This is a genomic window from Rossellomorea aquimaris (assembly GCF_020171925.1).
GTDB lineage: Bacteria > Bacillota > Bacilli > Bacillales > Bacillaceae_B > Rossellomorea > Rossellomorea aquimaris_F.
Genome location: NZ_JAIVAR010000002.1, coordinates 429,367 through 451,965, shown reverse-complemented (window position 1 = coordinate 451,965; position 22,599 = coordinate 429,367). Strand labels below are relative to the sequence as shown.

Here is a 22,599-nt window from a genome sequence, read left to right as displayed (position 1 = left end):
TGCTCAAGCCCTCAGATTCGAAATACATCCAAATTCATTCTGTGTTTTAATAAACACAACGACAAATTACAATACCTCTTGATGGCACTTTCCCTTAGTGGAAAGTGCTCTTTTTTTATTTTTTTCAAATGAACCATTATTAATCCTCCATCTTCTCGATTAGCTCCGCTTTCTTAGATGTAATGAAGGACACAAGTTTTTGACTATCATGCATGTCAAACAGCATGGCCGCTCGATCATAATGAGGGATTGATTCTTGATAAAATCCTTGGAGTTCCAAATTGTAACCGATTTGATAGTTCAATTGAGCAAATCCATAGAGGTTCTCCTCTTCAACATTCCAACTCAGTCCTTCTTCGCAATACGTAATCGACCTCTCAAATTGCCCTAATCTGGTCAGGACTCTGGCCATATTATATAGAAGTCGTGCGTTGATGGCTTTATCCTGCAATCGGCTTGTCATCCCAATTGCTTTCCTTACCCGTTCGTATATCTTCATTGCCTCTTCATACCGCTCGCTGCTGAACTTAATGATCCCCATACTGATTGATATCGTCATTTCGCGTTCAGTCATCGTTTTCTTCGCAGTATATGTCAGCATCAACGCTTCTTCCATCATGGCATATGCCTTTTCCCGATCCTTTACAACCTCTTGGACATAAATCCCCCGGTGCCAAAGGAGCAGCTGGCGGTTATAGGGATCCTTCATAAACAGCGGATTCTTCTCCTCCGCTTTGACGATATCTAAAATATCCTCATATAATAATTTTACTCTCAATTTGCGCAGTTGCCTTTCCACTTCCCGAATATAGTCCAGTCTCGGTGTCGATCCGATCTCAAAGAAATAGTTCACATCAACACCTAGTTTTTTTGAAATCTGATAGAGGACTGTGGCACTTGGGTCGGTATCCCCTTTTTCGATGTGACTGATCATGGCCTGCGTGCATATCCCCTCAGCCAGCTCCCCTTGCGTCAAACCCGCTATGTTCCTTAACTCTTTTATCTTTTTACCGATTATATGATAATCCAATCCACCACTTCCTTTTTAAAAAGGCGATTATTAATATATTTATATTTATTAAGAAATGTGCCAAAAAAGGATGACACCTCTAACTCCAGCACTTCAAACGGTCTATCTGTCCGAAATCATGGGTTCTAAATCTATGTTTTAATGGTGGTAACGACAAATTACAATACCTGTTGACGGCACTTCTCTTTGTGGGGAGTGCTCTTTTTTTAACGTTTTTCGGTTTCTCTTATCTTGTCCATGATCTGCTCTTTCTTCTTGATGATATAAGAATGATAGCCATGATTCTGCCTCATTTCAAAAATGATCAAGGACTTCTCTATATAGGGCAATGCATGATGATACTCACCTTGCTGTTCAAAGTTATGTCCGATGTGATAATAAAGCTCACCAAGCCCCCAAAGATGTTCTTCTTTCACACACCAGCGGATGGCCTCCTCACAATAGTTCGTAGACTCTTCATAATGCCCGGAACGACTCAGGCTACGAGCAATATTGTACAGGAGCCTTGTCTTGATGGACTTATCCGTTAAATGCTCCATCGTTTTCAGTGCTACCTTCACTTTCTCATAGTATTCCATCGATTGTTTGAGCTTCCCTACATTAAACGTAAACACACCTAACGTCATGAGGATTTCAACTTCCCGCTCACTCATTACCTTTTTTGGGGCAGCTGTTAGTTGATACGCTTCACGTAAAGATTTCATAGCTTTTTCATGCTCTTTTTCCACTTCAAATAAATAGATGCTTTTATGCCATAAGAGCAGCTGAAGGTTTGCGGGGTCTTTATAAAAAAGAGGATTGCTCTCCTCCAGTTGAACGACCTCCATCATCTCGTTATACTTTAATTTGATTCGGAACGTCCTTAACTGCCGCTCCACCTCTTTGACATAATCCAGCCTGGGTGTCGAACCTATTTCAAAGAAATAATTGACATCGACTCCCAACTTTTTTGATATTTGATAGAGAGAAGTGGCACTCGGATAGATGTCTCCCTTTTCAATACGGCTGATCAGCGCCTGGGTACAGATATCCTTTGCCAGATCTCCTTGCGTCAATCCAACTTCTTTCCTAAGCTCCCGAATCTTCTTACCAATTGCTGAGTAGTCCAAGTCCTTCCCTCCATTCTAGGATATTAGTTTATTTATACTAATAGGTTTCATTTGAATAACGTTCGACCTAGAACCATTTCCTTGAGTAAGATTTGAATCAGCTCACTAACTTATGTTCCATTACATACTGGCTTTATTTTATCAGATTTGGTTGACGTCACATATCTTCTAAAAAGCACCCAAATTCTATGCAATAAACCTACACTTGGGAAAATTACTGCATCCCTTGAAAGAACGACCATTTTTTGTAGATATCCGAGCAACCAAATCTGCACCACATTTAGGACAAATACCATTATTAATTTTCCCGCTCTTTAGCTCTTGTGTTTTCTTAACATTTAATTTATGTTCTTTACCCGCTCCACGGTGAGAAACCTCATTATTCTCCAGCCTAAGTCCTATCCCTTTTATATGAAATTCACTGATGTTCTTCTGCTGATGATTCGCTATTAAATATGGAAGATGCTTAGCAGACACCACATGAAAATTGGGAGATTCCACCGAAACTCGTTTTATGACAGCTCTTGACCCAAATACCACTACATTATAATAAGGGACTTTAATTTGTTCTCCAATAATACGTTCTATAGCCTTTATATGACCATGGTTCTGATAAAAAGGGTTATAAAATTTCTGTTTGCGTTTGTATATGACTTGGGTCCATTGCATACTTTGTTCATTGCCAAATATCCAACCTTTGTAGTTTTTAGTTTCAATGACGAAAATTCCAGCTTGCGAAATGACAATATGATCAATTTGGGTGGTCCCCCCACTACTTGAAGGCAATAATATGTCATGAAAAATTCTATACTTATCAGAATTATTCAATTTCCTTAGATAATATTTAACTTCTCCCTCTCCTATCTTACCTTTCACTGAAGGTGTAGAAAGAAGAACAACTCCAACAATCATTGTAATTACTATAATAATTCCCATAACTGTACTCCTTGAAATTTTTTCGATAGAAATTTATATTAAAAATACCACTTATTCAAAATTCTACCATATTAACTTATCGTTGGGAGATACTATTATGAATGACTACGTTAATACCATGCGAAGATTGATAGGAAATAAAACCCTCCTCACCGTTGGCTGTGGAGCCATCATTGAAGACGCCGAAGGAAGAATCCTCCTCCAAAGAAGAGCAGATGGAGGGAAATGGGGAATTCCTGGCGGATTGATGGAAATCGGTGAGACATTTGAAGAGAGTGCCATAAGAGAAGTTTTTGAAGAAACGAATTTTTCCATCAATCAGTTACAGCTATTCGGATTATACTCGGGGAAGAATGCATTTGCCACGTATCCGAATGGCGATCAGGTTTTCAGCTTACAGATTATTTTCTTTACCAGGAACTTTAATGGGATCTTGAACAGGAATCAAGAGAGTATAGAACTCGATTTCTTTTCACGGGAAGAACTGCCTCAACAAATAAATCCACATCAGGCACCTTTCATCTTGGATTGGGCAGGGAACGCTAAGCTTCCAATCATCAAATGAAATATTAATATTTTAATATTTTCGCAGAATAATAGACGTTTTAACCGCCTTAACGCATTTGTAAGTGGCTCATAACCCGAGAATCGAAATCCATGAAAAAAAGCAATATGCTTTAATAGTACTAACGACAAATTACAATACCTGTTGACGGCACTTCTCTTAGTGGGAAGTGCTCTTTTTTTATCTCATCTTACTGTTCATATAACTCGAGTGGCAATCCATCCGGATCTTCAAAGAAGGTAAAACGTTTCTGTGTGTAAGGATCCACCCTGATTTCTTCGGTCTTAATTCCTTGCCGCTTCAGGTTTGAGATAGACTCTTCTAGATCCTCTACTTCAAATGCTAAATGTCTCAGCCCCCTTGCCTCAGGATAACTCGGTCTTGAAGGGGCATCAGGAAATGAGAATAGCTCGATGACGTACTCTCCGTGCAAGGCAAGATCCAATTTATACGACCGCCTCTCCTCCCGATAAACTTCTTTGATCGGCTGCAGCCCGAGCTTCTTCACGTAAAAATCTTTTGACCGCTCGTAATTAGAGCAAATGATGGCTGTGTGGTGGATACGTTTTAGGTTCATGGCGATTCTCCTTCTGATTTTGTACATTGTATGTGTAGTGTCTGTTCTATTTGGTGCCAGGTACGTTTACGCTATTTTACGCCTGGCACACCCAACAAACAAAAAAAAGAAGCAGCCAAACAGCCGCTTCCCCCAAATAGATTATTTCATTGCATCCGTCAACACAGGCACGATTTGCTTCTTACGGGAAACAACGCCCTTCAACACGGCTGTGTTGTTTTCAAGCTTCACATTGAATGCTTTTTCCACTTCAGCTTGTTTGCTACCAAGTGCAAGTGCAGTCGAGTCGTTTTCAAGGATATCCGTTACGACTAGTAGGAACAGGTCCAATCCTTTTTCTTTGATCAACGTTTCAATCGCTGCTTCAAGCTCCACTTGACGGCCCAATACATCGTTTGTATCAACAACGTTCACTTGAGCGACTTCTACTTTAGCCGCACCCATCGAGAATTCTTTTGCATCAAGCGTCACAAGTTCCGCGATGGATTTAGCGCTCATGTCCGCTCCTGCTTTCAGCATTTCAAGACCATACTCCTGAGCGTCGACACCAGCAATTTCAGCTAGTTCATTCGCTGCTGCAACGTCTTCTTTCGTGCAAGTCGGTGATTTGAATAGAAGGGAATCCGAAATGATGGCTGAAAGCATCAAGCCTGCCATCTCCTTCGTTACTTCCACACCTTTTTCTCTGTAGATTTTATTTAAAATTGTAGCTGTACAACCAACCGGCTCAGCGCGGTAGTAAAGCGGATCCGCTGTTTCAAAGTTCGCAATGCGGTGATGGTCGATGACTTCAAGCACGCGCACTTCTTCGATATCATCCGCACTCTGCTGGCGCTCATTGTGGTCAACTAGGATGACCGTGTCTGTCTCGTTTGCCACTGTTTCCACTAAACGAGGTGCTTCCACCTTGAAATAGTCCAGTGCGTATTGCGTTTCGCCGTTCACTTCCCCTAGACGGACAGGCTCAACATCCATGCCGATCTTTGATTTCAGATCAGCATACACTAGTGCCGAAGTAATCGTATCCGTATCAGGATTTTTGTGACCGAAAATAAGTGTTTTACTCATAATCATTCTCCTTACTCTATGTATTTTAATGGTGTGATTTTTTACTCATTACAGTTACTTATAGTACCATATTTCAATTTTGTTTTCGTTAGTTTGTTGATTTTTGCAGGCAAGAAAATTGCGGTAATGGTACATGTTTTATCTTATTGTAAATTGGGGTGAAAGACAAATAAAAGGAAGGGATTTACCAGTTGGAGAGGCGGAAATATTTTTGGAACTTCGATTCTTTCTTCGCAAAAAATAAGCAAGGGATCGTCCCCTGCTCATTTATCATATTTTAGATTTCTCCGGAACCTTGTATCCAGCCCGTATAATCATCTTCACAGTTTCTTCCGGCATGGCCAAATGCCGAACGTCAGTCCCTCTGATCAGCTCCTGCGTATTCCCATCATCGAATGACAGGTCCCCCGCTAAATAGACTTTGAAAACATCAATCAGACTATTAAGGCGAATTTCTTCTTCATCCAGATGCTCGTCCGAACATTCCACTACAGACAAATTTTGAAATTCAAGAGCGTCTTTCAGCATCTGCAAAAGTTCAGCGTTTGTCGGCGGGTTCGGGTTTGTGATGTGATAAATTTTATCCTTTTCCGCCTTCTGAGGTGCCAGGCTCAGGATATCGGCGACATAGTCGACCGGGACCAGATTGGAAGTCCCGTTCTTGGCAGCGAGCAGCCTGTATTTTCGGTTTTCGATGTTTTTCCTCGCCGTCTTTCGTTTAAAAACAGATAGTGCCCGCATGAAGCCATAAAGCGTAAATTGTGAATCGGCTTCCCCTGTCTTTGAGTCCCCGACAATGATAGCCGGCCTGAAAATAGAAACCTCCATCTGGTCGCGGTAGCTGGAAACGAGATGCTCCGATTTGACCTTGCTCTCTTCGTACGGATTGTTGAATGTTCCGTCCGTTGGATACAGCTCTTCCACTCCGTGTTGGAGCGTCCCGACAGTATAGGCCGTGCTGACATAATAAAACTTCCTGGCATTCAGTTCAGTTGCCAATTCGAGAATATGCTTCGTCCCCTCATAGTTGGCGGCGAACAACTCATCGCGTAAATCCTGATCAAATTTCACCAGTGCCGCCAAATGGTAGACGGCATCGATTTTGCCTGTCAGCCACTCGATATCGTCGGATGACAATCCGGCCATCGGACTGGTGATGTCCCCTTGGAATATATGGACCCTTCTTTGTTCCGAGGGAGCAAATGAATCACGGAGGGTTTCCGCCTTCACTACATTCCTTACTATAATAAAGACTTCATTCTGTTTATCTTGTAACAGGTTCTTGATGAGCTTGCCGCCAAGAAAACCTGTTGCCCCTGTTAAAAATAAGTTCAAATACGTTCACTCCTGTTGTAGTATCGGTACATTGATTTCCCTATCATAGCATAATTCGGGATGTTGTTTGGTGATAGAGATGGTTTTTTGATTCAGAGAGGGGCTGTTGTATTGCAGAACGTTGTTCAGGTTGATAAATTGATGAATTAGAGTGGGCTTTTTGAACCTGCTCGGTAGGAATCTTTCGCTTTTACGCGATAATCTTCGAGTTTGGTGCGTTAATCTTTTACTTTAAGCACTTTATCTTCGAGTTTCTATCATTATTCTTTCAATTCTGCGAATAATTCCAACACTTGGAAAATAAAGGAATAAATACATCGTCAGTCGCAAACAGCTAAAAATCCTGCCGAGCTTCACCCGGCAGGCCTAATTAAAGTAGTCCGTTGCATGATGGATCAAGCTAAATCAATTAGCCGAAACGCGGTCCTACGGGAATCTTTCGTTTTCACACGATAATCTTCGAGCTCAGCACAATAATCTTCCACTTTCCCCACTTAATCTTCGAGTTCACAAAATTACTCTTTCGATTTCAAGAATAATTCCGACACTTGGAAAAATATGAATAAACCACAACCACCTACCCCACACCCAACTAAAAAAACCTGCCGAGCACTACCCGGCAGGCCAAACAAATCAATAACTACTATAAAACTTCTGCGCCATCTGAACTGTATGCGTGCTTCCACCGCGTTCTTCTACGCCCTCAAGCATCATCGCCAGCACAAATTCAGGGTTCTTTTGATCATAGGATACGAACCATCCATTCTCCTTGCCTGTTGTCCCTTGTTCGGACTTGATTTCTGCCGTGCCTGTTTTACCTGCAATCTCTCTTCCAGGAACCTGAGCCTTACCGGCGATCCCCTCAGATACGACCTTTCTTAGGTCCGTCCTCATCAGCGCCGACTGCTCGGGACTCAGCAGATCCTTTTTCCACACGCCTTGTTCCTCGTCCTTCAACAGAACAGGCTTCATCATAGTGCCGTCATTGATGATGCCCCCATAGGCACTGGCAAGATGGACAACACTCATCAGGACTTCCCCCTGACCGAATGCCGAATCAGCGAGCTGGATTTCATTCGAAATCGTTCCTTTATTTGAAATTTGTGACTTTCCAATCGGGTAAGACATCGGAATCTCCTCCCCGAACCCGAAATTCTTCAGTCCCTCAATAAACGTCTCCGCACCCATTTCAAGACCGACTCGTGCAAAGTAGATATTATCCGAGTACTTCAACCCACTTTCCAAATCCACAACACTGTCATTATCGAATACACGGACAACTTCATAACCGCCCCATGACTTATCCTTCTGCCATCTCTTCTCCTTGATTTCAAAGGTTTTAGCAGGATCAAGCTTACCGGACTTCAACCCGACGGAAGCCGTGATCCCCTTCATCGCTGAACCTGGTGAATAGGTCTTGTTGAACCGATTGCGTAGTGGCTGGTCTGGGTCGTTATAGATCTCATCAAACTTATTACCGGTCATCCCAAGTGCAAATTCATTTGGATTATAAGCTGGGACACTAATGAGTGCCAATGTCTCTCCTGTTTTAGGGTCGACGGCTGCAGCCGTTCCGACTTCATCCTTCATTTGCTCATAGATTTTCCGCTGCATTTCGGCGTCGATTGTTAGCGTAATGTTTTGGCCATTTTCCACCTTCTTTTCAGCTACAGTCACTTCTTCACCCGACTCTTTTGTCAGATAGATCCGCTGACCGCTTTGACCACGTAGTTTTTCTTCGTATACATCCTCCGCTCCACCAATTCCAAGTAATGATTGCGCGGTGTAACCTTTATCCTTTAATTTTTCTAGTTTTTCTGCATTAATTTTACCGAGGTATCCTGTTATATGAGAAGTTGCTTCACCATACGGATACTGACGGGCTTCCACTCGTTTTGAATAAAGTCCCGGCAGTTCTATGATGTCCAGTGCAAGCGGACGCTCGGTTATTGGCAGTTTCTTGATTGGTACAAAATATTCAGGTTTTACCCAGCTTTGGTTCAATTCCTTTTGAATTGCTTCAGGAGACATCTCCACTAATGAGGATAGTTTTTCTAAATCGCTCTCGTTAAACTCTTTAGGTAAGATACCGATTTGGAAAGCCTCGCCATTAATGGCCATTGGGTTTTCATTACGATCGTAAATTTCTCCACGTTTGGCAGCGATGCTATCGATGCCTACTTTATCTCCCTGTTCCATCTCGGGAAGAATGAATACCGGCTGCCAATCTATATACCAATTCTCTTCATCGTCTTTTTCTTCTTTTTGAAGAGTGATCGTTTCTTCATAGGAAATCTCACCAGCCATTGTATTCATTGAGATTGTGACAGGGAATTGGGCTTCCGTCTCTTTGTCCCATTCTTTATCTTCCTCTGTTTTTTCAAATTGTATCTTAAGGCCTTTTACCCCAAGATCCTCATATATATCGTTTGTTCGTTTTACAATATCGTCTTTCTGATAGGTCTCTTTTGCCGAAGATGATAAATACACATTGTACATCTTATCAAATTTCTTCTCATTCCACAGACCTACATATTCTTTCAGTCGATCGTCAGGCTGTACTTTTTCCTGGCATCCTGCGATAAAAAAAGTCAACACTGCAAACACACAAAACAACAAAAGCTTTTTACCCATATGTATCGACTACCTCCTTGTTTACCTATTTCTAATTATTTCAAATTGAAGTAACAATTTCAATTTTAGTGTATTCACTATTGTTGGACGAATGTTAAATAAATTCAATTCATTGCTTTTGACACTGCCAAATTCCCCCTCTCCTTCCTGCCACTCCTTTTACTTTTTTCAGTAAACCTGGTGCAACACCTATATTTTTTGCTATAATAGACTGTCGTAAGAGTAATAAGGAACAAGATCCTAAGATTATATCTTGCAAATATAAATCGATAGGTGGAATTAGATATGAGTCAAAAACCTTACAGAGTCCTTCTGTACTACAACTATGTAACAATTGAAAACCCTGAAGAAGTGACGGCAGCGCACAAGGATTTGTGCCAGGAGCTTGGTCTGATGGGGCGCATCCTGATTTCTTCTGAAGGAATCAACGGAACATGCTCAGGTACAATCGAGCAGACGGATGCATACATGGAAGCGATGAAAAATCATCCTTTATTCCATGACACAGTATTCAAGATTGACGAAGCGGATGAGCATGCGTTCAAGAAATTGAAGGTCAAACATCGTCCGGAACTCGTAACACTTCGTCTTGAAGATGATGTGGATCCACACGAAATCACGGGTGAATACCTGGAGCCGAAGGACTTCTTCGAGCAAATCCAACGCGAAGATACAATCGTTCTTGATGCCCGCAATGACTACGAGTATGATCTTGGTCACTTCCGCGGTGCGATCAGACCTGATATCCGCAATTTCCGTGACCTTCCTGAATGGGTCCGTGAAAATAAAGAACTACTTGGTGATAAGAAAATCATCACGTATTGCACAGGCGGGATCCGCTGTGAGAAATTCTCTGGCTGGTTATTGAAAGAAGGCTTTGAGAATGTTGCCCAGCTTCACGGAGGCATTGTCACATACGGACAAGACCCTGAAGTGCAAGGTGACCTTTGGGACGGACAGCTTTACGTATTTGATGAGCGTATCGCGGTGCCTGTTAACCGTAAAGAGCACGTTGTTGTCGGTAAAGACTACTTCGACGGCGAGCCATGTGAACGCTACGTAAACTGTGCACACCCACCATGTAACCAGAAAATCCTTTGTTCTGAAGAGAACGAGCATAAATATATGAGAAGTTGCTCTGACGAATGCCGCAGAAGCCCTGAGAACCGTTATATCATCGAACATGGTTTGACGGAGGAAGAAGTGGCTGAGCGTTTGGCAGTGATTGAGGCTGAGAAGCAAACTGTATAATGTGAGATTTCAAAAAATCCAGACCCTCTAGTTGAGGATCTGGATTTTTTTAGTTATTTTTCTTTTTTCCCTTACCTTGTTGACCAGGCATCTCTGGACCGGCTTGATTCATGAAGAACCACTTTCCATTCGACTTTACCCATCCATTGCGATCTTTCTCATCCGGGCGCAGCCACTTCGCATTCGAGTTGGCCCCTCCGAATTTCAAGGTTCCATCTTCATTCAAGTGATATTTCTTGCCGTTCCAATCGATCTTGCCTGTTTGCATTTCACCATTTTCGTTGTAGAAATACCAGTTGCCGTCACTGTATACCCAGCCGGTCAAGACAGGCTCTTCCTGCTCTTCTTCCTGAACGATTCTTCCTTCGACTTCTGGAGAGACAGGGCTGTTTTGATCAAGGTAATCCGTGAACACTTCGAAATCGACGACGAATAAATCAGTTTGGCGACCTTCTTCCTTCGCCTGTTTGAACATGGTGTAGCCGTCTCCGCCATTCGCCGTGAAGGCATTCGTTGCTACGCGGTATGTTTTATCGAGTTCAAGCTTCTGGAATCCATCAGCCGTATTCACCTCAACGGACCAAACCCGTTCACCCGCCGGCTTGTTCACATCGTATTTAAAGTTGATTCCTGATACTTGGAGGAATTCACCTGGTGCGTCCTCACCTTCCACTCGTGAAACGCTGTGCTCTAGGGCATCAAGGATTTCCTGTCCGGTAAGATCAAGCGTCACCAGTTGGTTTCCGAATGGCATCGTTGTCAATACTTCACCAAGCGTGATATCACCCTGGTCGATGGAAGCACGGATCCCACCGCCATTTTGAAGGCCGATGTACGTTTCAACAAACTCATTCGCTTTCGCTACCATTCCATCTGCAATCAAGTTACCAAGATTCGTTTCTTTACGGCGTACGTCTTGACGTTCGCCATCTAAAGCAACATCTGTCTTACCGACAATTTCACTCTTCAATTCTTCAAGTGGGGCTTTGTACTCCTGAACTTTTGCAAGAGCTGCCGCGTCCGCTTCGAAGTCTTTCAAGTTAAGCACTTCGCCTTCGTAGCCCGTCACCACACCTTCAGGATTGAAGGATACATCCAATAATCCGAGAAGGTTCAAATATTCACCCGCTTGAACGATGACTGTCGGCTCATCCTTCTCAATGACAACAGGCTCTTCAAGAACTGTATGAGAATGACCACCAACGATGACATCAAGTCCTTGGACTGCTTCCGCTAGCTCTAGGTCATTTGAATAACCCAAATGGGAAAGCGCGATGATTTTATTGACGCCTTCATTCTTAAGCATGTCGATTGTTGCATTGGAGCTTGCTACTGCATCTTCGAACACTACATTCTCCCCAGGGTTCGAGATGAATTTTGTATCCGGAGTCGTCAATCCGAAGATCCCGACTTTCTCTCCGTCCACTTCTTTGATCATTGCTGGATAGATGTGGCCACCTGCTCCAGGCGTTCCGATTTCTTTTTTCACCAATGGTTCAAGATCAGCATCACCAGTAACGGTCACGTTTGAAGAAACCATCGGGAAGTTCATTTCTTTTATAAAATTCGCAAGTGTTGCTGAATCTTTATCAAACTCATGGTTACCGAGCGTCATCGCATCATAACCTAGTTCATTCATGAACCAAAGGTCAGCGAGGCCTAAATATTGACGGAAGTAAAGTGTTCCCGAGAACACGTCACCAGCGTCTAAAAGAAGCGCGTTGTCTTTCTCTTCACGTACTTGTTTCACCGCAGTGAACAACTTAGGATATCCTTCAACGTGAGCATGCGTATCATTTGTATGCATGATCGATAAGTCGAATCCTTCATTTTCTTCCGGAGTCAGATCAAGCTGCGCAACATACGCGTCATGATCACTCGCTCTGCCGTGTTCCTCCATATAAGGAGAGTTAAAGTTCACGATATCAAACTCAGCTCCAGCTGCAAGGCGGTTTGATACAAGCATATGATCTAGCACTTGCGCATTCCCTTGATAATTGTAAGTGTAGCGTTGTTCTGCCGGGAGCGTTTCAACTAGGTTCGTCAAGACATCCCCTTTAAGTGTTTGAAGCGGCGCCGAGAATTCGAAGTCGTTCAAATCACCCAATACTACGACATTGGCGTCTTCGTTCTTTTCGTGGATATCACTCACGAACAAGTTGACGATTCTTGCAATCTCAAGACGTTGTTCTTCACTTCCAAGGACAGGAGGCTGATTTTTACCGAATAACGGCTCATCTCCACCTTTGGAATTGAAGTGGTTATTGATTACGATTACTTCTTCACCGTTAAAAACAAATTCTGCAGCTAATGGCTTACGGCTGTCTTCGAATGCCTTGTTCGTCGGATCGATTCTGCCCGGGTTCACTGTCAAGGAACCATCTTCATATGCAACTGCTGTTGTCGCATCACCTTTTTCTCCCTCAGCCAACGTCACGCGCTCAGGGTTGTAAAGATAGCCTACACGGATATTCCCGCCTGGGACTCCGCCGTCTTCTTTATCTTGTGGAGCGATCTCCGTCCACGCGTAGGTTGGTCCACCAAAGCTTGCAACCGCATCGCTCAGCGCTTTATAGTTCGCATCCGCTTTCACTGTCCCATCATCCGTCGTCCCGCTTTCATCGAGCACTTCGACAAGACCGATGATGTCAGGTGAATTCAAGTTTTCTACCATCGACTTGGCAAGCTTGTCACGTTTCTCCGTATCAGAAGCTGCAAAGTTTTCAATGTTGTATCCTGCAATCGTCAGTTCGTCTTGATTTTTTTCAATGGTCGTCACTTCCGGCGTGAATTCACGCTCGTTCAACTGTGGAAGATCCGCTTCATTGACCAAGATTTTGAAGTTACTATATGTGTAGCTGACTACACCACTTACGGTTCCGTTGAACTGATCACCTGTTTTCACGACAAAGTCGCGATTATCGAGTAATAACATCATTTTTTCAGGATTTTGATTTTCTTTTGTCAGAAGAGGAGCCCCTTCTTTTGTATAAGATTTCCCATCCACTTTTTCAGTGATAACCGGGATTTCTCCGTATTTTTGAGGTCCAGTCACCGTTGGGTCCTGAAGTGCAACGCGCATTCCTTCAAGACTTTCGTAGAAATCAATTCCGTCCTGTTCAGGATCGAATTCACCGAATTGATCGTTGTCGATCACCGCTGTTGGAGGAGTGACATCTTCCCCGATGACAAGCGCTTCCGGAAGGTCATTCCCACTCGATACGACAACAACATTACCGTATTGGGCGTTCAGCTCAGTCATGCTAAGGTCTGTCTGTAATTTTTCCCTGTACCCATCAAGGACCCACTCTTTCACCTGTCCATCGACCTTTACATGGTCACCGACCTGTACGCCGTGGGCAGGCTTGTACACAAGCAATGCCTCGGATGTGTCAGGATTTTCATCCGCATTCGGATCTTGCATGTAGAAATTGCTGGCATCATCGACATGAGTGACGATTCCTTCTACTTCTTTTACTTTTTCATATGCGTAAGGAGATGTATGGCTTTCACCTTGGATGTCATGGATGCTAAGGCCTTCAATACCGTCGTATGGAGTTGGTTCATCTGGTTGTTCGCCTTCAATGGAAATAGCCGTTGGTGACTTTAAACCAGGAACAGTGAAATATGCTTCAAGAGATCCTGTTACGATAACTTTCTTTCCTAGATTATCAGGATTTGAAACAAGCCCGAACTTTGCCCGCAGTGAAGACGGCAATTGAACAGGCAGGATTTTAGAAGGATCTTTTTCATCTACACGATCTGCAATCGCAAAATTCGTTTCACTTGTAAAAGGGCCTTCAAATTGATAACTATTGGTTCCTTTTGTGAAACCAACAATATACCCTGCCACCGTACCTGTCCCACTATTATTCTCAATCGCTTCCTGGACCGTCATATAATCAGCCGCAGAAGCAGTTAATCCGAGCGGAGCGATATATCCGACCAGCAAGGCAAAAATCGTCATTAATACAAAAAACTGTTTCTTCATGATCTTCAACCTAATTCCTCCTCTTTAATGGTTTGACCGTAATAAATGTTCCTCATCCGAGCGAACATGCTTGAACCGTATCTTTCTCCGTGAAAAATCAGCCTTTTTCCCCAAAAAGACTTCCGACAACTATTCACTTCACCCTATGAAAACACCTCCATGTCTTCATTCCAGTATCCGCTTAACTTGTAGAAATTTGGTTAAGCATCATTTCAAATATAGCATCTTTCCGTCGAATTTTAAGACATTTTCAATTATTTTACAAAATCAGAACTTTCGGCTTATAAAATTTACATAACGAAAGACTTTATACCTATTTTCTAGGTTATACCAATTTTTTTTCCTCATTCTTAAGAAAGTTGGTACGTCCTTGAGTTTAGTAAAGATGGAAATTGTAGTCATATTTTCACATTTAAATGGTATTTATTAGAGAGACACCAAGAAAGGAGTTTTGCGAATGAAGTGTACGAACTGCGAACACCTGAATGATGGAGGGAATTTCTGCGAAAATTGCGGGACGAGGTTGGTGAGGGTTGATTCACCAGTAAAAGCTGCTGCAGCTCATCCGGCTCCAGCCGTTGCTCAATCCGTTCCTCCTCCACAGCCGAATGTTCATGTCGAGAATGTGAAACAGGCTTCTAGCATGTACTTCCATTATTTTATGAAGGTCTTAAAGAAGCCGGTCTCGGAAACCACCAATGTCCGCGCCGACCAACTGGTGAATGGGCTGATTTCGATCGGGCTGTTTTCTGTCATTATTCCATTGATCATCTATCTCAGTCTTGATTACAAGCCAGATGGCGCATTCTTCTCTGTGTTAGTGAAACCCGCCTTCTTTTATGCTCTATTCATGATCCTGATTGCTTCGTATTCCTATGTTGCCATCAAGCTAGGTAGAGTCGAGGCGAAGTATGCGGATGTACTGGCACGGTTCGGCTCCATGCTCATTCCTTTTGTGGGCATTTTTGTCTTAGCTTTCGTCTTCTCTTTACTGGATATGTTCCTTTACCCGATTCTTTTAGGAGTAGGGTTCATGGGAGCCGTCTTCATTATTCCGGTCCTTGTCATTTCCAGCTTTAAAAAGGATCAGCCTAGCGGACTGGACACTTTGTACGGGACATTGCTGACGTATATCGCTATCTTCTTGACCTTTATTGCCATGGCCGCGATGATCATCTCAACTCTTATCAGCATGGTTGAAGACAAAATCGATTCTTTCTTTTCTCCATTTGGTTAACGGTTGCAGCCCCTTTGTCCTTTTAAAAGGGGCTTTTTCAGATTAATCATGAGAGGTGAGGACGATGAAATTTTGTAAACATTGCGGAGGCTCACTTCAGGAAGGCAAATCGTTTTGTCGACATTGTGGAGAGGCAGTGATCACGCCTGAAGGTGAAAATAAATTTTGTAAAGGATGCGGCGGCCTGCTCAAAGGCGAAGATTGTAAAGAATGCGTTTCGAACGACCAAGTCGAGGTGACAAGCAAGTTCTGTAAGGCGTGTGGGGATGAGCTAGAGGACGATGAAGAATGCCGTCGTTGTGCAGAGCCTTCAACCCGTTACTGCAAACATTGCGGGACAGCGATGGCTGAATCTGAAACGTATTGCGCGGGATGTAACGGATCAATGGATCACCAGCCGGTTATATATGAGTCCACACCGACCATAAAAAAGAAGAAACCTCGCCCACTCTTGATTTTCTTGGTGATTTTTCTGGTTTTCCTTGCAGGAAGTGCTACATACGGGTATTTCTATGTCAAGGACGCCTCCTTACCGTCACACACGACCGATACCTTGTTAACAGCATTAGAGAAGAAGGATGTCTCATCTCTTCAAAACATATTGGCAGATTCATCCGATACACCGTTGACGAGAACCGCTCTCAAGGATTTCCTCGAGCAGTTGCACGGTCATCCTGATGTATACGCTAAACTGGTGAAAGATCTAAAAAGGCAAGAAGACACTCTCACTACATCTACAAAAGATAAAATGGATCCTTTTTTATTTCAGTTAAAAGAATCCTCGGAGAAAAGATGGTTGTTCATCAATCAATATACCGTTGAATTGATCCCCGTCACATTCACGCTCGAGACAGACCGGGATGCAAAAGTGTTCATGAATGACAAGGAAGTTCCGGCTTCAGGGATAGAAGCGCGCATCGTAGAAAATGTGCTTCCAGGAAAATTCACTTTCAAAGCCATTAAAAACGGGGAATGGGGCGAATTCGAGACTTCAGAATCAGTATTTATTTGGGAAAACACCGATCAACCAATCCCACTCTTATTCGATGAACAGTACATCACCGTCACATCTGACTTTGAAGGGGCGGAAATTTATTTAAACGGGGAACCGTACGGAAATATAGAAGATTCCACACTAATGATTGGTCCGGTATCAGCTGGGGATACGGTGGCAGTGAGCGGAACATACAGCTACCCGTGGGAAGATGTGTACAGTGAAGAAGTCACCGCTTCCGCATCCGATACAATACAGCTTGACTTCCCAATCGGTACTTCGGTGGTCCTTGATGATCTCACGAGTGATATCATCAGTTATAACAGCTCCTACATCGAGGCCATCACACGTGTAGACGCCTCCTTATTAAGAAACGTAAAAGGAAAACTGCTCGAAGACCATAACAAAACACTCAAAAACCTGCAAAAAAGGAGCATCACATATGGCGGCTATTTGACCGATATGATCTTTGACAGACAGTCCTTCTCGATTGAAGAAGAGAACGGAGGATACAAAGCCAGCATCAATGTCGAAGAACACTACGCCAGCAGCTGGAACGACCCATCCGACCCCGATGTCGCCGATTTCATCCCTAAAATCTACTATTATACGTACTACTGTGAATACGACGAAGCCGAGGCGAAATGGGTAGTGTATGACGCAAAGGAGCATGATCGGTTGACGATTGTGGATCCGCTTTAACGCACTAAACCAGTGAGGGACGTACCTTTAGCCCGCTAAAGGTACGTCCCTCACTACGTTAACGTGTTAAATTATTGCATCCACTCCGGTTTGCCGAAGCCTTTGAATTCGTCATCAATGACTTTTTCGAATTTGTCCGATTCCACTACTTCCTTGATGTCTTTTGCGAGCTGTGAATCAACATCTTTCGTGTTCATGACGACGCGGTTACGGTATTGGTCCGGCATGTTTTCAAGCTGCAGGGCGTCGAGCAGGTCCATTTTCGCCGCCAGTGCGTAGTTCCCCGGTACGGCTGAGAGATCGACACTTTCGACCGCCCTTGGTAGCTGTGCCGCTTCGATTGGTTTGAACACCAGGTTCTTTACATTTTTGTCGATGTCTTTTTCAGAAACGGTCAAGGGGTCTGTCCCTTCCTTCAATGTGATCAAATCAGCATCTACGAGGATCTGGAACGCACGCGCTGCGTTGGTCGGGTCGTTCGGGATGGCGATGGCGCTGCCTTCCTTGATGTCTTTGAGTGCATCAAATTTCTCTGAATAGATGCCCATCGGTGCGGTCGGCACCACGATGACTTCTGAAAGCTCCATGCCGTGCTGCTCGGCGAATGTTTCCATATAAATCTTATGTTGGAACAGGTTGGCGTCAAGATCCCCCTGAGCGAGTGCGTTGTTAGGCTGGATGTAGTCGCTGAATTCTTTCACTTCAACGGTGTACCCTTTTTCCTCAAGTCCTGGTTTGATGGCTTTTGTCACCATGTCGCTGTAAGGACCGGATGTCGCCCCGATCGTGATTTCTTTTTTATCCTCTGAGCTTGCTTCTTCTCCACCGCACGCTGCCAGCAGGCTGACAGTCAGGGCGGCTGCTAAAAGTAAAAACCATTTTTTCATGAATTTTTCCCCCTGAATGATTATCGTTTATCTACTACTCTTGCAAAAATATCGCCCGTGTACTGAATGAGCTGTACCAGGCAGATCAGCACGACGACCGTGGTGATCATGACCGTATTGTCGTAGCGGTAATAGCCGAAACGGATAGCAAGGTCGCCGATACCGCCTCCGCCTACAATCCCAGCCATGGCGGAATATGCGACCAGGCTGATTGTTGTGATCGTGACAGCCTGGATGACGGCCGGCTTCGCTTCCGGCAGCAACACGTCCTTGATGATCATCCAAGGACTCGCCCCCACCGACACCGATGCTTCGATGACTCCCTTATCAATCTCGCGAAGGGCGGTCTCTACCATTCTTGCGAAAAACGGAATCCCCGCCACAGAGAGTGATACTGAGGCCGCTGTCGGCCCGATCGTCGTTCCCGTTAATAGTTTAGTAAGCGGTAATAGTGCAACCAATAAAATGATGAACGGAATCGAGCGGACCATGTTGACGACGAAACCGACGACCTTTTTAATGAACCCATTTTGCAGGAACAATCCTTTGTCGGTCACAAAAAGGAGAAAGCCTAGCGGCAGTCCCAGCAAAACCGCAATGACAAGCGAAATCCCCACCATATAGACGGTTTCAAGGAAAGCTTTATTCAACTCTGGTAAAATCGCAATCAAGGAATCAGGCAGCACGGTCCAGCACCTCCAGACTTTGTGTTTTGGCCGTTATGTAACGGATTGCGGCCTGTATTTCCGTATCCTCACCGATCAGTTCCATGATAAAAATCCCTAGCGGCGTTTCCTGGATGTATTCGATTTTGCCGTGAAGGATATTGCCACGTACCTTGTATTTCTGGAACACTTCCGACACAACGCTTTCCTCTGCGATCGAACCCTTGAACTGAATTTTGATCAGCTTGCCCCTCCGGCTATTCAGTAAATGAGGCGGCAACTCAAACTGCAGGATATTTTCTATGAACTGCTTCGTGAGCGGCTGTTTCGGGTTCGCAAACAAGTCATAAACCGCTCCCTCTTCCACGATTCTTCCGTCCTGCATGACGGCCATCCTGTCACAGATTTCCTTGACCACTTCCATTTCATGCGTGATGAGGACGATCGTGAGTCCCAGCTGTTTGTTCAGGTCTTTTAACAGTTTGAGGATCGATTTCGTCGTACTCGGATCGAGTGCCGAAGTTGCCTCATCGCATAGCAGGACCGATGGATTATTCGCGAGCGCCCTCGCGATCCCGACGCGTTGCTTCTGGCCGCCGCTCAGCTGTGCTGGATAGGCATCGGCCTTATCGCTCAACCCGACCATTTGAAGAAGCTCTGTCACCCTAGGTTCGATATCTGCTTTTGGCACTTTGGCCGCTTTCAAGGCAAAAGCAAGGTTTTCATACACCGTTTTCGCTTTGATGAGGTGGAAATGCTGAAAGATCATGCTGATTTTTTGACGGGCAAAGCGCAGTTCCCTGGAGTTCAACTTCGTCAAATCCTGTCCATCGATGATGATCTCACCTGATGTCGGTTTCTCCAGTAAGTTAAGGCAGCGGATCAACGAACTTTTCCCTGCCCCGCTGTAGCCGACGATTCCGAAGATTTCTCCCTTTTCAATCGTGACGGAGACGTTATCCACACCTAGCACCGTCTGCTTTTTTGTTTTGTATTCTTTTACAAGATTGTTGATTCTGATCATCATCCACACCCCTTTTCTTTTTCCATGTTGTCTTTTAAATAAAAAATGCTCCTTTCAATTACTGAAAGAAGCATCGCACTTATATCATCGACTTATCTTTCAGAATGAATCCCATTCTGCAGGAATTAGCACCGTTCCATATCGGAGGTTGCCGGACGTCACAGGGCCTGATCCCTCGGTCACTCTTGATAATTTGAAAGTATTTAATTTTTTGATTTTTTAATCATATAGGAGATTCTATATGGATTGTTTTGGAAAGTCAATAAGCGATTGGACGGGGATTTTATTGTAAGCGATTTCTTTGTTGGTGTGGTGGGGAAAAGTTTTTTTTAAAGTTGTTGGTATATTTTCGTGGCTCAGTTAAACACCGCTGCTGATTTCCGTGAAAGACTTCGCTTTCCGCGGGTAGCCCGTGAGCCTCCTCGTTCCTGCGGGGTCTCACATCAGCTACTCTTCCCGCAGGAGTCTTCATCTTGCACTCCAATCAGCAGCTGGAACCGGCTGTAAATAACCACTTCTGTCTTCTTCAAAAGCAACAACGTTTCAAAAAACAGCCGGTTAGAAAAAGAATCCCATTTTAAACAAACGTTTGATTAATCTTTAACTTCCTCAAAAACCAAGAACTCCTGGATTAAACAAACGTTTAACCAAAAAAGCCCACCTCGACGAGTAACTCGAGATAGGCTTTCCTCCATACTATTACAGTACCTCGTAATCCGTTACATTACGCTCCACCACACGCGCTCCCTCGACGCTCACAAGCGCGCCGCCAGCGCTTCCGAATACACCGGTTGCAATCAGGTTGTCCATCGCTGCCTTCACCTGGATCGTATCGATCGGATCAATCGGGTCATTGACGCTGATCTTCGCAGACTTCCCGGTTGCAGTTTTGAATTGTAGTTCGAGAACCTTTGCCATCTTGAAGTCCCCTCCTTTCTACTGGATTTTTCGTTCATTACGCGTTGATGTCAAAGTTCTGGATCTTTTCCACGTTGAAAAGATTTTTCTCCGAAAGACCAGCAAGCGACTGCGCCGCACTGTTCATCTCATCCGCAGTGGCCGAGCCCTTGATGTAGCTGTAGGACTTGTACTTATACTTCGGATTGCCCTTCTCATCGGTGCCATCATTAAACGCAAATCTCAGCTTCGTCGTTTTCAAATCCGCCGTTGCCATGGTGCCTCACCTCCTTTCACCTTTTATATAGGGTTTGGGGGAGGAAAAGGATACCTTGGGGTGGGAAATTTTTTTGGGGTGTGGGTAGGCGATGGCTGAGGTTCAGGTTGTGTGTGTGGATTTGGGAGTTTGCTATGCATAATTGAGGGGTTTTGTGCCTGGCACCAGATATCAGGTTTTTGGAGTGCCTGGCTCAAATCGAGGTTATTGAGCCAGGCTCGATTTCTTATATTTGAGCCTGGCTCAGATCACCGGTTTTGAGCCTGGCTCAATCAAGCCATTTTGAGCCTGGCTCGGACCACCGGACCACCAGATCAACGGACCACACCATCCCCCTACCCCAAACAAAAAAACGCCCTTCCCGGACCCAATCATCCAAAAAGAGCATTTCTACTAACTATTCACTTCACTACAACTCTCCCGCTTCACCAAATGAACCGGAACCACGACTTTCTTCGCCAACTCGCGTTTTGATTGGATCTGGTCGAGCAGCAGTTCGACTGCTGATTCGCCCATGAATTCCGTGTATACCTTGACGGTCGTCAGGGACGGCTGCAGGAATTTTGATGTCGCGATGTCGTTGAATCCGACGATCGAGACTCTTTCCGGGATCCCCACTCCTTCTTCGTGAAGGGCACGGATGGCTCCGATGGCCATCGAATCGGATGCGATGAAGAAGGCGGTTGGGACGTCTTCTTTTTTCAGTGCTTCCTTCATGAGGGTGTAGCCGCTCTCCGACGTGAAGTTGCCGTCGGTCCATATGTATGCCGGGTTATGGAGACCCTTTAATGAGAGGTATTCGCGGAATGTGGTTTCACGTTCGTCGCGGATTGGTTCCTCTTCAAGGACGTATTCTTTCCCTCCGATGTAGCCGATTTTCTCGTGACCGAGGCTCATGAGGTAATCGAGGACTTCTGTCATCGCCTTTCGGAAGTCGACGACGACGGAGTCATAGTCGTCCGACGGTGAGTAGTCGACGAGTACAAGCTGTCGGGCCGCTTTTTCGAAGGCATCGATTTCGGTTTGGCTGTATTTGCCGACGGCGATGATGCCGTCCAGTTCCGAAAGCCTGGATGGATCGATGGTGTTCCCGTTCTTGAATAGCTTGACGAGGTCGATATTCCGTTCCTGACATTCCCGCTCAACGCCGTTCCGGACCGCCATGTAGTACGGGTCTGCCATCTCCTGTTGATCGGAGTACCAGTAGACGAGTCCGAACTGGAGACGGTCCTTGACCTGCTGAGGGTCTTTCCTGTTTCGTAACGTTTTATAATTCATATCCTGGGCGATCTGGAAGATCCTTTTCTTCGTTTCGTCCGCCACGGATAGTGAAGCATCATAATTCAACACCCTTGATACTGTTGCCAGTGAGACTCCCGCTTTTTGTGCAATGTCTTTTAAAGTGGCCATCCCACTTCCC

The 22,599-nt window shown here is 44.5% G+C and carries 18 protein-coding genes and 1 riboswitch; of the genes, 4 read left to right on the top strand and 14 right to left on the bottom strand.

Annotated features, from left to right (window positions below; translation table 11 throughout):
* Positions 1–139: 139 nt before the first annotated feature.
* The 3 genes from LCM10_RS09820 to LCM10_RS09810 all read right to left on the bottom strand — a co-directional run bounded on the left by LCM10_RS09820 (position 140) and on the right by LCM10_RS09810 (position 3,075).
* Positions 140–1,030: a helix-turn-helix domain-containing protein gene (locus tag LCM10_RS09820; RefSeq protein WP_224876051.1), complete on the bottom strand. Its 891-nt coding sequence runs from the start codon at positions 1,028–1,030 to the stop codon at positions 140–142.
* A 206-nt stretch (positions 1,031–1,236) separates the two neighbouring features.
* Positions 1,237–2,139 carry a helix-turn-helix domain-containing protein gene (locus LCM10_RS09815; protein ID WP_224876050.1) on the bottom strand — a complete coding sequence of 301 codons (903 nt, stop codon included), beginning with the start codon at positions 2,137–2,139 and terminating at the stop codon, positions 1,237–1,239.
* Positions 2,140–2,325: 186 nt separating this feature from the next.
* The gene (locus LCM10_RS09810) at positions 2,326–3,075 is read right to left on the bottom strand and encodes a nuclease-related domain-containing protein (RefSeq protein WP_224876049.1); all 750 of its coding nucleotides are present in this window, start codon (positions 3,073–3,075) and stop codon (positions 2,326–2,328) included.
* 97 nt (positions 3,076–3,172) lie between these two features.
* Between LCM10_RS09810 and LCM10_RS09805 the strand changes: the two genes are divergently transcribed.
* Positions 3,173–3,640: an NUDIX hydrolase gene (locus tag LCM10_RS09805; protein WP_224876048.1), complete on the top strand. Its 468-nt coding sequence runs from the start codon at positions 3,173–3,175 to the stop codon at positions 3,638–3,640.
* A 190-nt stretch (positions 3,641–3,830) separates the two neighbouring features.
* On the opposite strand, the gene LCM10_RS09800 is transcribed toward LCM10_RS09805, so the two are convergent.
* The 4 genes from LCM10_RS09800 to LCM10_RS09785 form a co-directional block, all read right to left on the bottom strand.
* A complete protein-coding gene (locus LCM10_RS09800; protein ID WP_224876047.1) occupies positions 3,831–4,217 on the bottom strand; it encodes a VOC family protein in 387 nt (128 codons plus the stop codon).
* A gap of 141 nt (positions 4,218–4,358) precedes the next feature.
* Positions 4,359–5,285, bottom strand: a complete 927-nt coding sequence (locus LCM10_RS09795) for a manganese-dependent inorganic pyrophosphatase (protein ID WP_224876046.1) — start codon at positions 5,283–5,285, stop codon at positions 4,359–4,361.
* A gap of 270 nt (positions 5,286–5,555) precedes the next feature.
* Positions 5,556–6,620, bottom strand: a complete 1,065-nt coding sequence (locus tag LCM10_RS09790) for an SDR family oxidoreductase (RefSeq protein ID WP_224876045.1) — start codon at positions 6,618–6,620, stop codon at positions 5,556–5,558.
* 633 nt (positions 6,621–7,253) lie between these two features.
* A complete protein-coding gene (locus LCM10_RS09785) occupies positions 7,254–9,254 on the bottom strand; it encodes a penicillin-binding transpeptidase domain-containing protein (protein ID WP_224876044.1) in 2,001 nt (666 codons plus the stop codon).
* A 285-nt stretch (positions 9,255–9,539) separates the two neighbouring features.
* On the opposite strand from LCM10_RS09785, the gene LCM10_RS09780 reads away from it, so the two are divergent.
* Positions 9,540–10,505, top strand: a complete 966-nt coding sequence (locus LCM10_RS09780) for a rhodanese-related sulfurtransferase (protein WP_224876043.1) — start codon at positions 9,540–9,542, stop codon at positions 10,503–10,505.
* A 49-nt stretch (positions 10,506–10,554) separates the two neighbouring features.
* On the opposite strand, the gene LCM10_RS09775 is transcribed toward LCM10_RS09780, so the two are convergent.
* Positions 10,555–14,496, bottom strand: a complete 3,942-nt coding sequence (locus tag LCM10_RS09775; protein WP_224876395.1) for a 5'-nucleotidase C-terminal domain-containing protein — start codon at positions 14,494–14,496, stop codon at positions 10,555–10,557.
* Between the two features lie 457 nt (positions 14,497–14,953).
* Between LCM10_RS09775 and LCM10_RS09770 the strand changes: the two genes are divergently transcribed.
* Both LCM10_RS09770 and LCM10_RS09765 read left to right on the top strand, forming a co-directional pair.
* Entirely contained in the window at positions 14,954–15,733 is a 780-nt protein-coding gene (locus LCM10_RS09770; protein ID WP_224876042.1) for a zinc ribbon domain-containing protein, read from the top strand.
* Positions 15,734–15,797: 64 nt separating this feature from the next.
* Positions 15,798–17,429 (top strand): TcaA 3rd/4th domain-containing protein, encoded by a 1,632-nt coding sequence (locus LCM10_RS09765; RefSeq protein ID WP_224876041.1) that lies wholly within the window; start codon positions 15,798–15,800, stop codon positions 17,427–17,429.
* 71 nt (positions 17,430–17,500) lie between these two features.
* Here LCM10_RS09765 and LCM10_RS09760 read toward each other — a convergent pair whose 3' ends face one another.
* The 6 genes from LCM10_RS09760 to LCM10_RS09735 form a co-directional block, all read right to left on the bottom strand.
* Positions 17,501–18,316: a MetQ/NlpA family ABC transporter substrate-binding protein gene (locus tag LCM10_RS09760; RefSeq protein ID WP_224876040.1), complete on the bottom strand. Its 816-nt coding sequence runs from the start codon at positions 18,314–18,316 to the stop codon at positions 17,501–17,503.
* Between the two features lie 20 nt (positions 18,317–18,336).
* Complete coding sequence (locus LCM10_RS09755) at positions 18,337–19,002, bottom strand: methionine ABC transporter permease (RefSeq protein ID WP_224876039.1); 666 nt, start codon at positions 19,000–19,002, stop codon at positions 18,337–18,339.
* Positions 18,992–20,005, bottom strand: coding sequence for a methionine ABC transporter ATP-binding protein (locus LCM10_RS09750; RefSeq protein ID WP_224876394.1), 1,014 nt, complete (start codon positions 20,003–20,005; stop codon positions 18,992–18,994). The genes LCM10_RS09755 and LCM10_RS09750 overlap by 11 nt, the downstream gene beginning before the upstream one ends.
* An 89-nt stretch (positions 20,006–20,094) precedes the next feature.
* A riboswitch (SAM riboswitch) is annotated at positions 20,095–20,200 on the bottom strand.
* A 504-nt stretch (positions 20,201–20,704) separates the two neighbouring features.
* Positions 20,705–20,923: a DUF2922 domain-containing protein gene (locus LCM10_RS09745; RefSeq protein ID WP_224876038.1), complete on the bottom strand. Its 219-nt coding sequence runs from the start codon at positions 20,921–20,923 to the stop codon at positions 20,705–20,707.
* A 37-nt stretch (positions 20,924–20,960) separates the two neighbouring features.
* Positions 20,961–21,179: a DUF1659 domain-containing protein gene (locus LCM10_RS09740; RefSeq protein ID WP_224876037.1), complete on the bottom strand. Its 219-nt coding sequence runs from the start codon at positions 21,177–21,179 to the stop codon at positions 20,961–20,963.
* A gap of 393 nt (positions 21,180–21,572) precedes the next feature.
* Positions 21,573–22,589 (bottom strand): LacI family DNA-binding transcriptional regulator, encoded by a 1,017-nt coding sequence (locus LCM10_RS09735; protein WP_224876036.1) that lies wholly within the window; start codon positions 22,587–22,589, stop codon positions 21,573–21,575.
* Positions 22,590–22,599: the final 10 nt, after the last annotated feature.

Excerpts from the sequence above, each read along its gene's own strand:
- LCM10_RS09810 (WP_224876049.1), bottom strand. The coding sequence starts at position 3,075 with ATGGGAATTATTATAGTAATTACAATGATTGTTGGAGTTGTTCTTCTT.
- LCM10_RS09805 (WP_224876048.1), top strand. The coding sequence starts at position 3,173 with ATGAATGACTACGTTAATACCATGCGAAGATTGATAGGAAATAAAACC.
- LCM10_RS09800 (WP_224876047.1), bottom strand. The coding sequence starts at position 4,217 with ATGAACCTAAAACGTATCCACCACACAGCCATCATTTGCTCTAATTAC.
- LCM10_RS09795 (WP_224876046.1), bottom strand. The coding sequence starts at position 5,285 with ATGAGTAAAACACTTATTTTCGGTCACAAAAATCCTGATACGGATACG.
- LCM10_RS09785 (WP_224876044.1), bottom strand. The coding sequence starts at position 9,254 with ATGGGTAAAAAGCTTTTGTTGTTTTGTGTGTTTGCAGTGTTGACTTTT.
- LCM10_RS09780 (WP_224876043.1), top strand. The coding sequence starts at position 9,540 with ATGAGTCAAAAACCTTACAGAGTCCTTCTGTACTACAACTATGTAACA.
- LCM10_RS09775 (WP_224876395.1), bottom strand. The coding sequence starts at position 14,496 with ATGAAGAAACAGTTTTTTGTATTAATGACGATTTTTGCCTTGCTGGTC.
- LCM10_RS09770 (WP_224876042.1), top strand. The coding sequence starts at position 14,954 with ATGAAGTGTACGAACTGCGAACACCTGAATGATGGAGGGAATTTCTGC.
- LCM10_RS09765 (WP_224876041.1), top strand. The coding sequence starts at position 15,798 with ATGAAATTTTGTAAACATTGCGGAGGCTCACTTCAGGAAGGCAAATCG.
- LCM10_RS09760 (WP_224876040.1), bottom strand. The coding sequence starts at position 18,316 with ATGAAAAAATGGTTTTTACTTTTAGCAGCCGCCCTGACTGTCAGCCTG.
- LCM10_RS09750 (WP_224876394.1), bottom strand. The coding sequence starts at position 20,005 with ATGATCAGAATCAACAATCTTGTAAAAGAATACAAAACAAAAAAGCAG.
- LCM10_RS09745 (WP_224876038.1), bottom strand. The coding sequence starts at position 20,923 with ATGGCAAAGGTTCTCGAACTACAATTCAAAACTGCAACCGGGAAGTCT.
- LCM10_RS09740 (WP_224876037.1), bottom strand. The coding sequence starts at position 21,179 with ATGGCAACGGCGGATTTGAAAACGACGAAGCTGAGATTTGCGTTTAAT.
- LCM10_RS09735 (WP_224876036.1), bottom strand. The coding sequence starts at position 22,589 with ATGGCCACTTTAAAAGACATTGCACAAAAAGCGGGAGTCTCACTGGCA.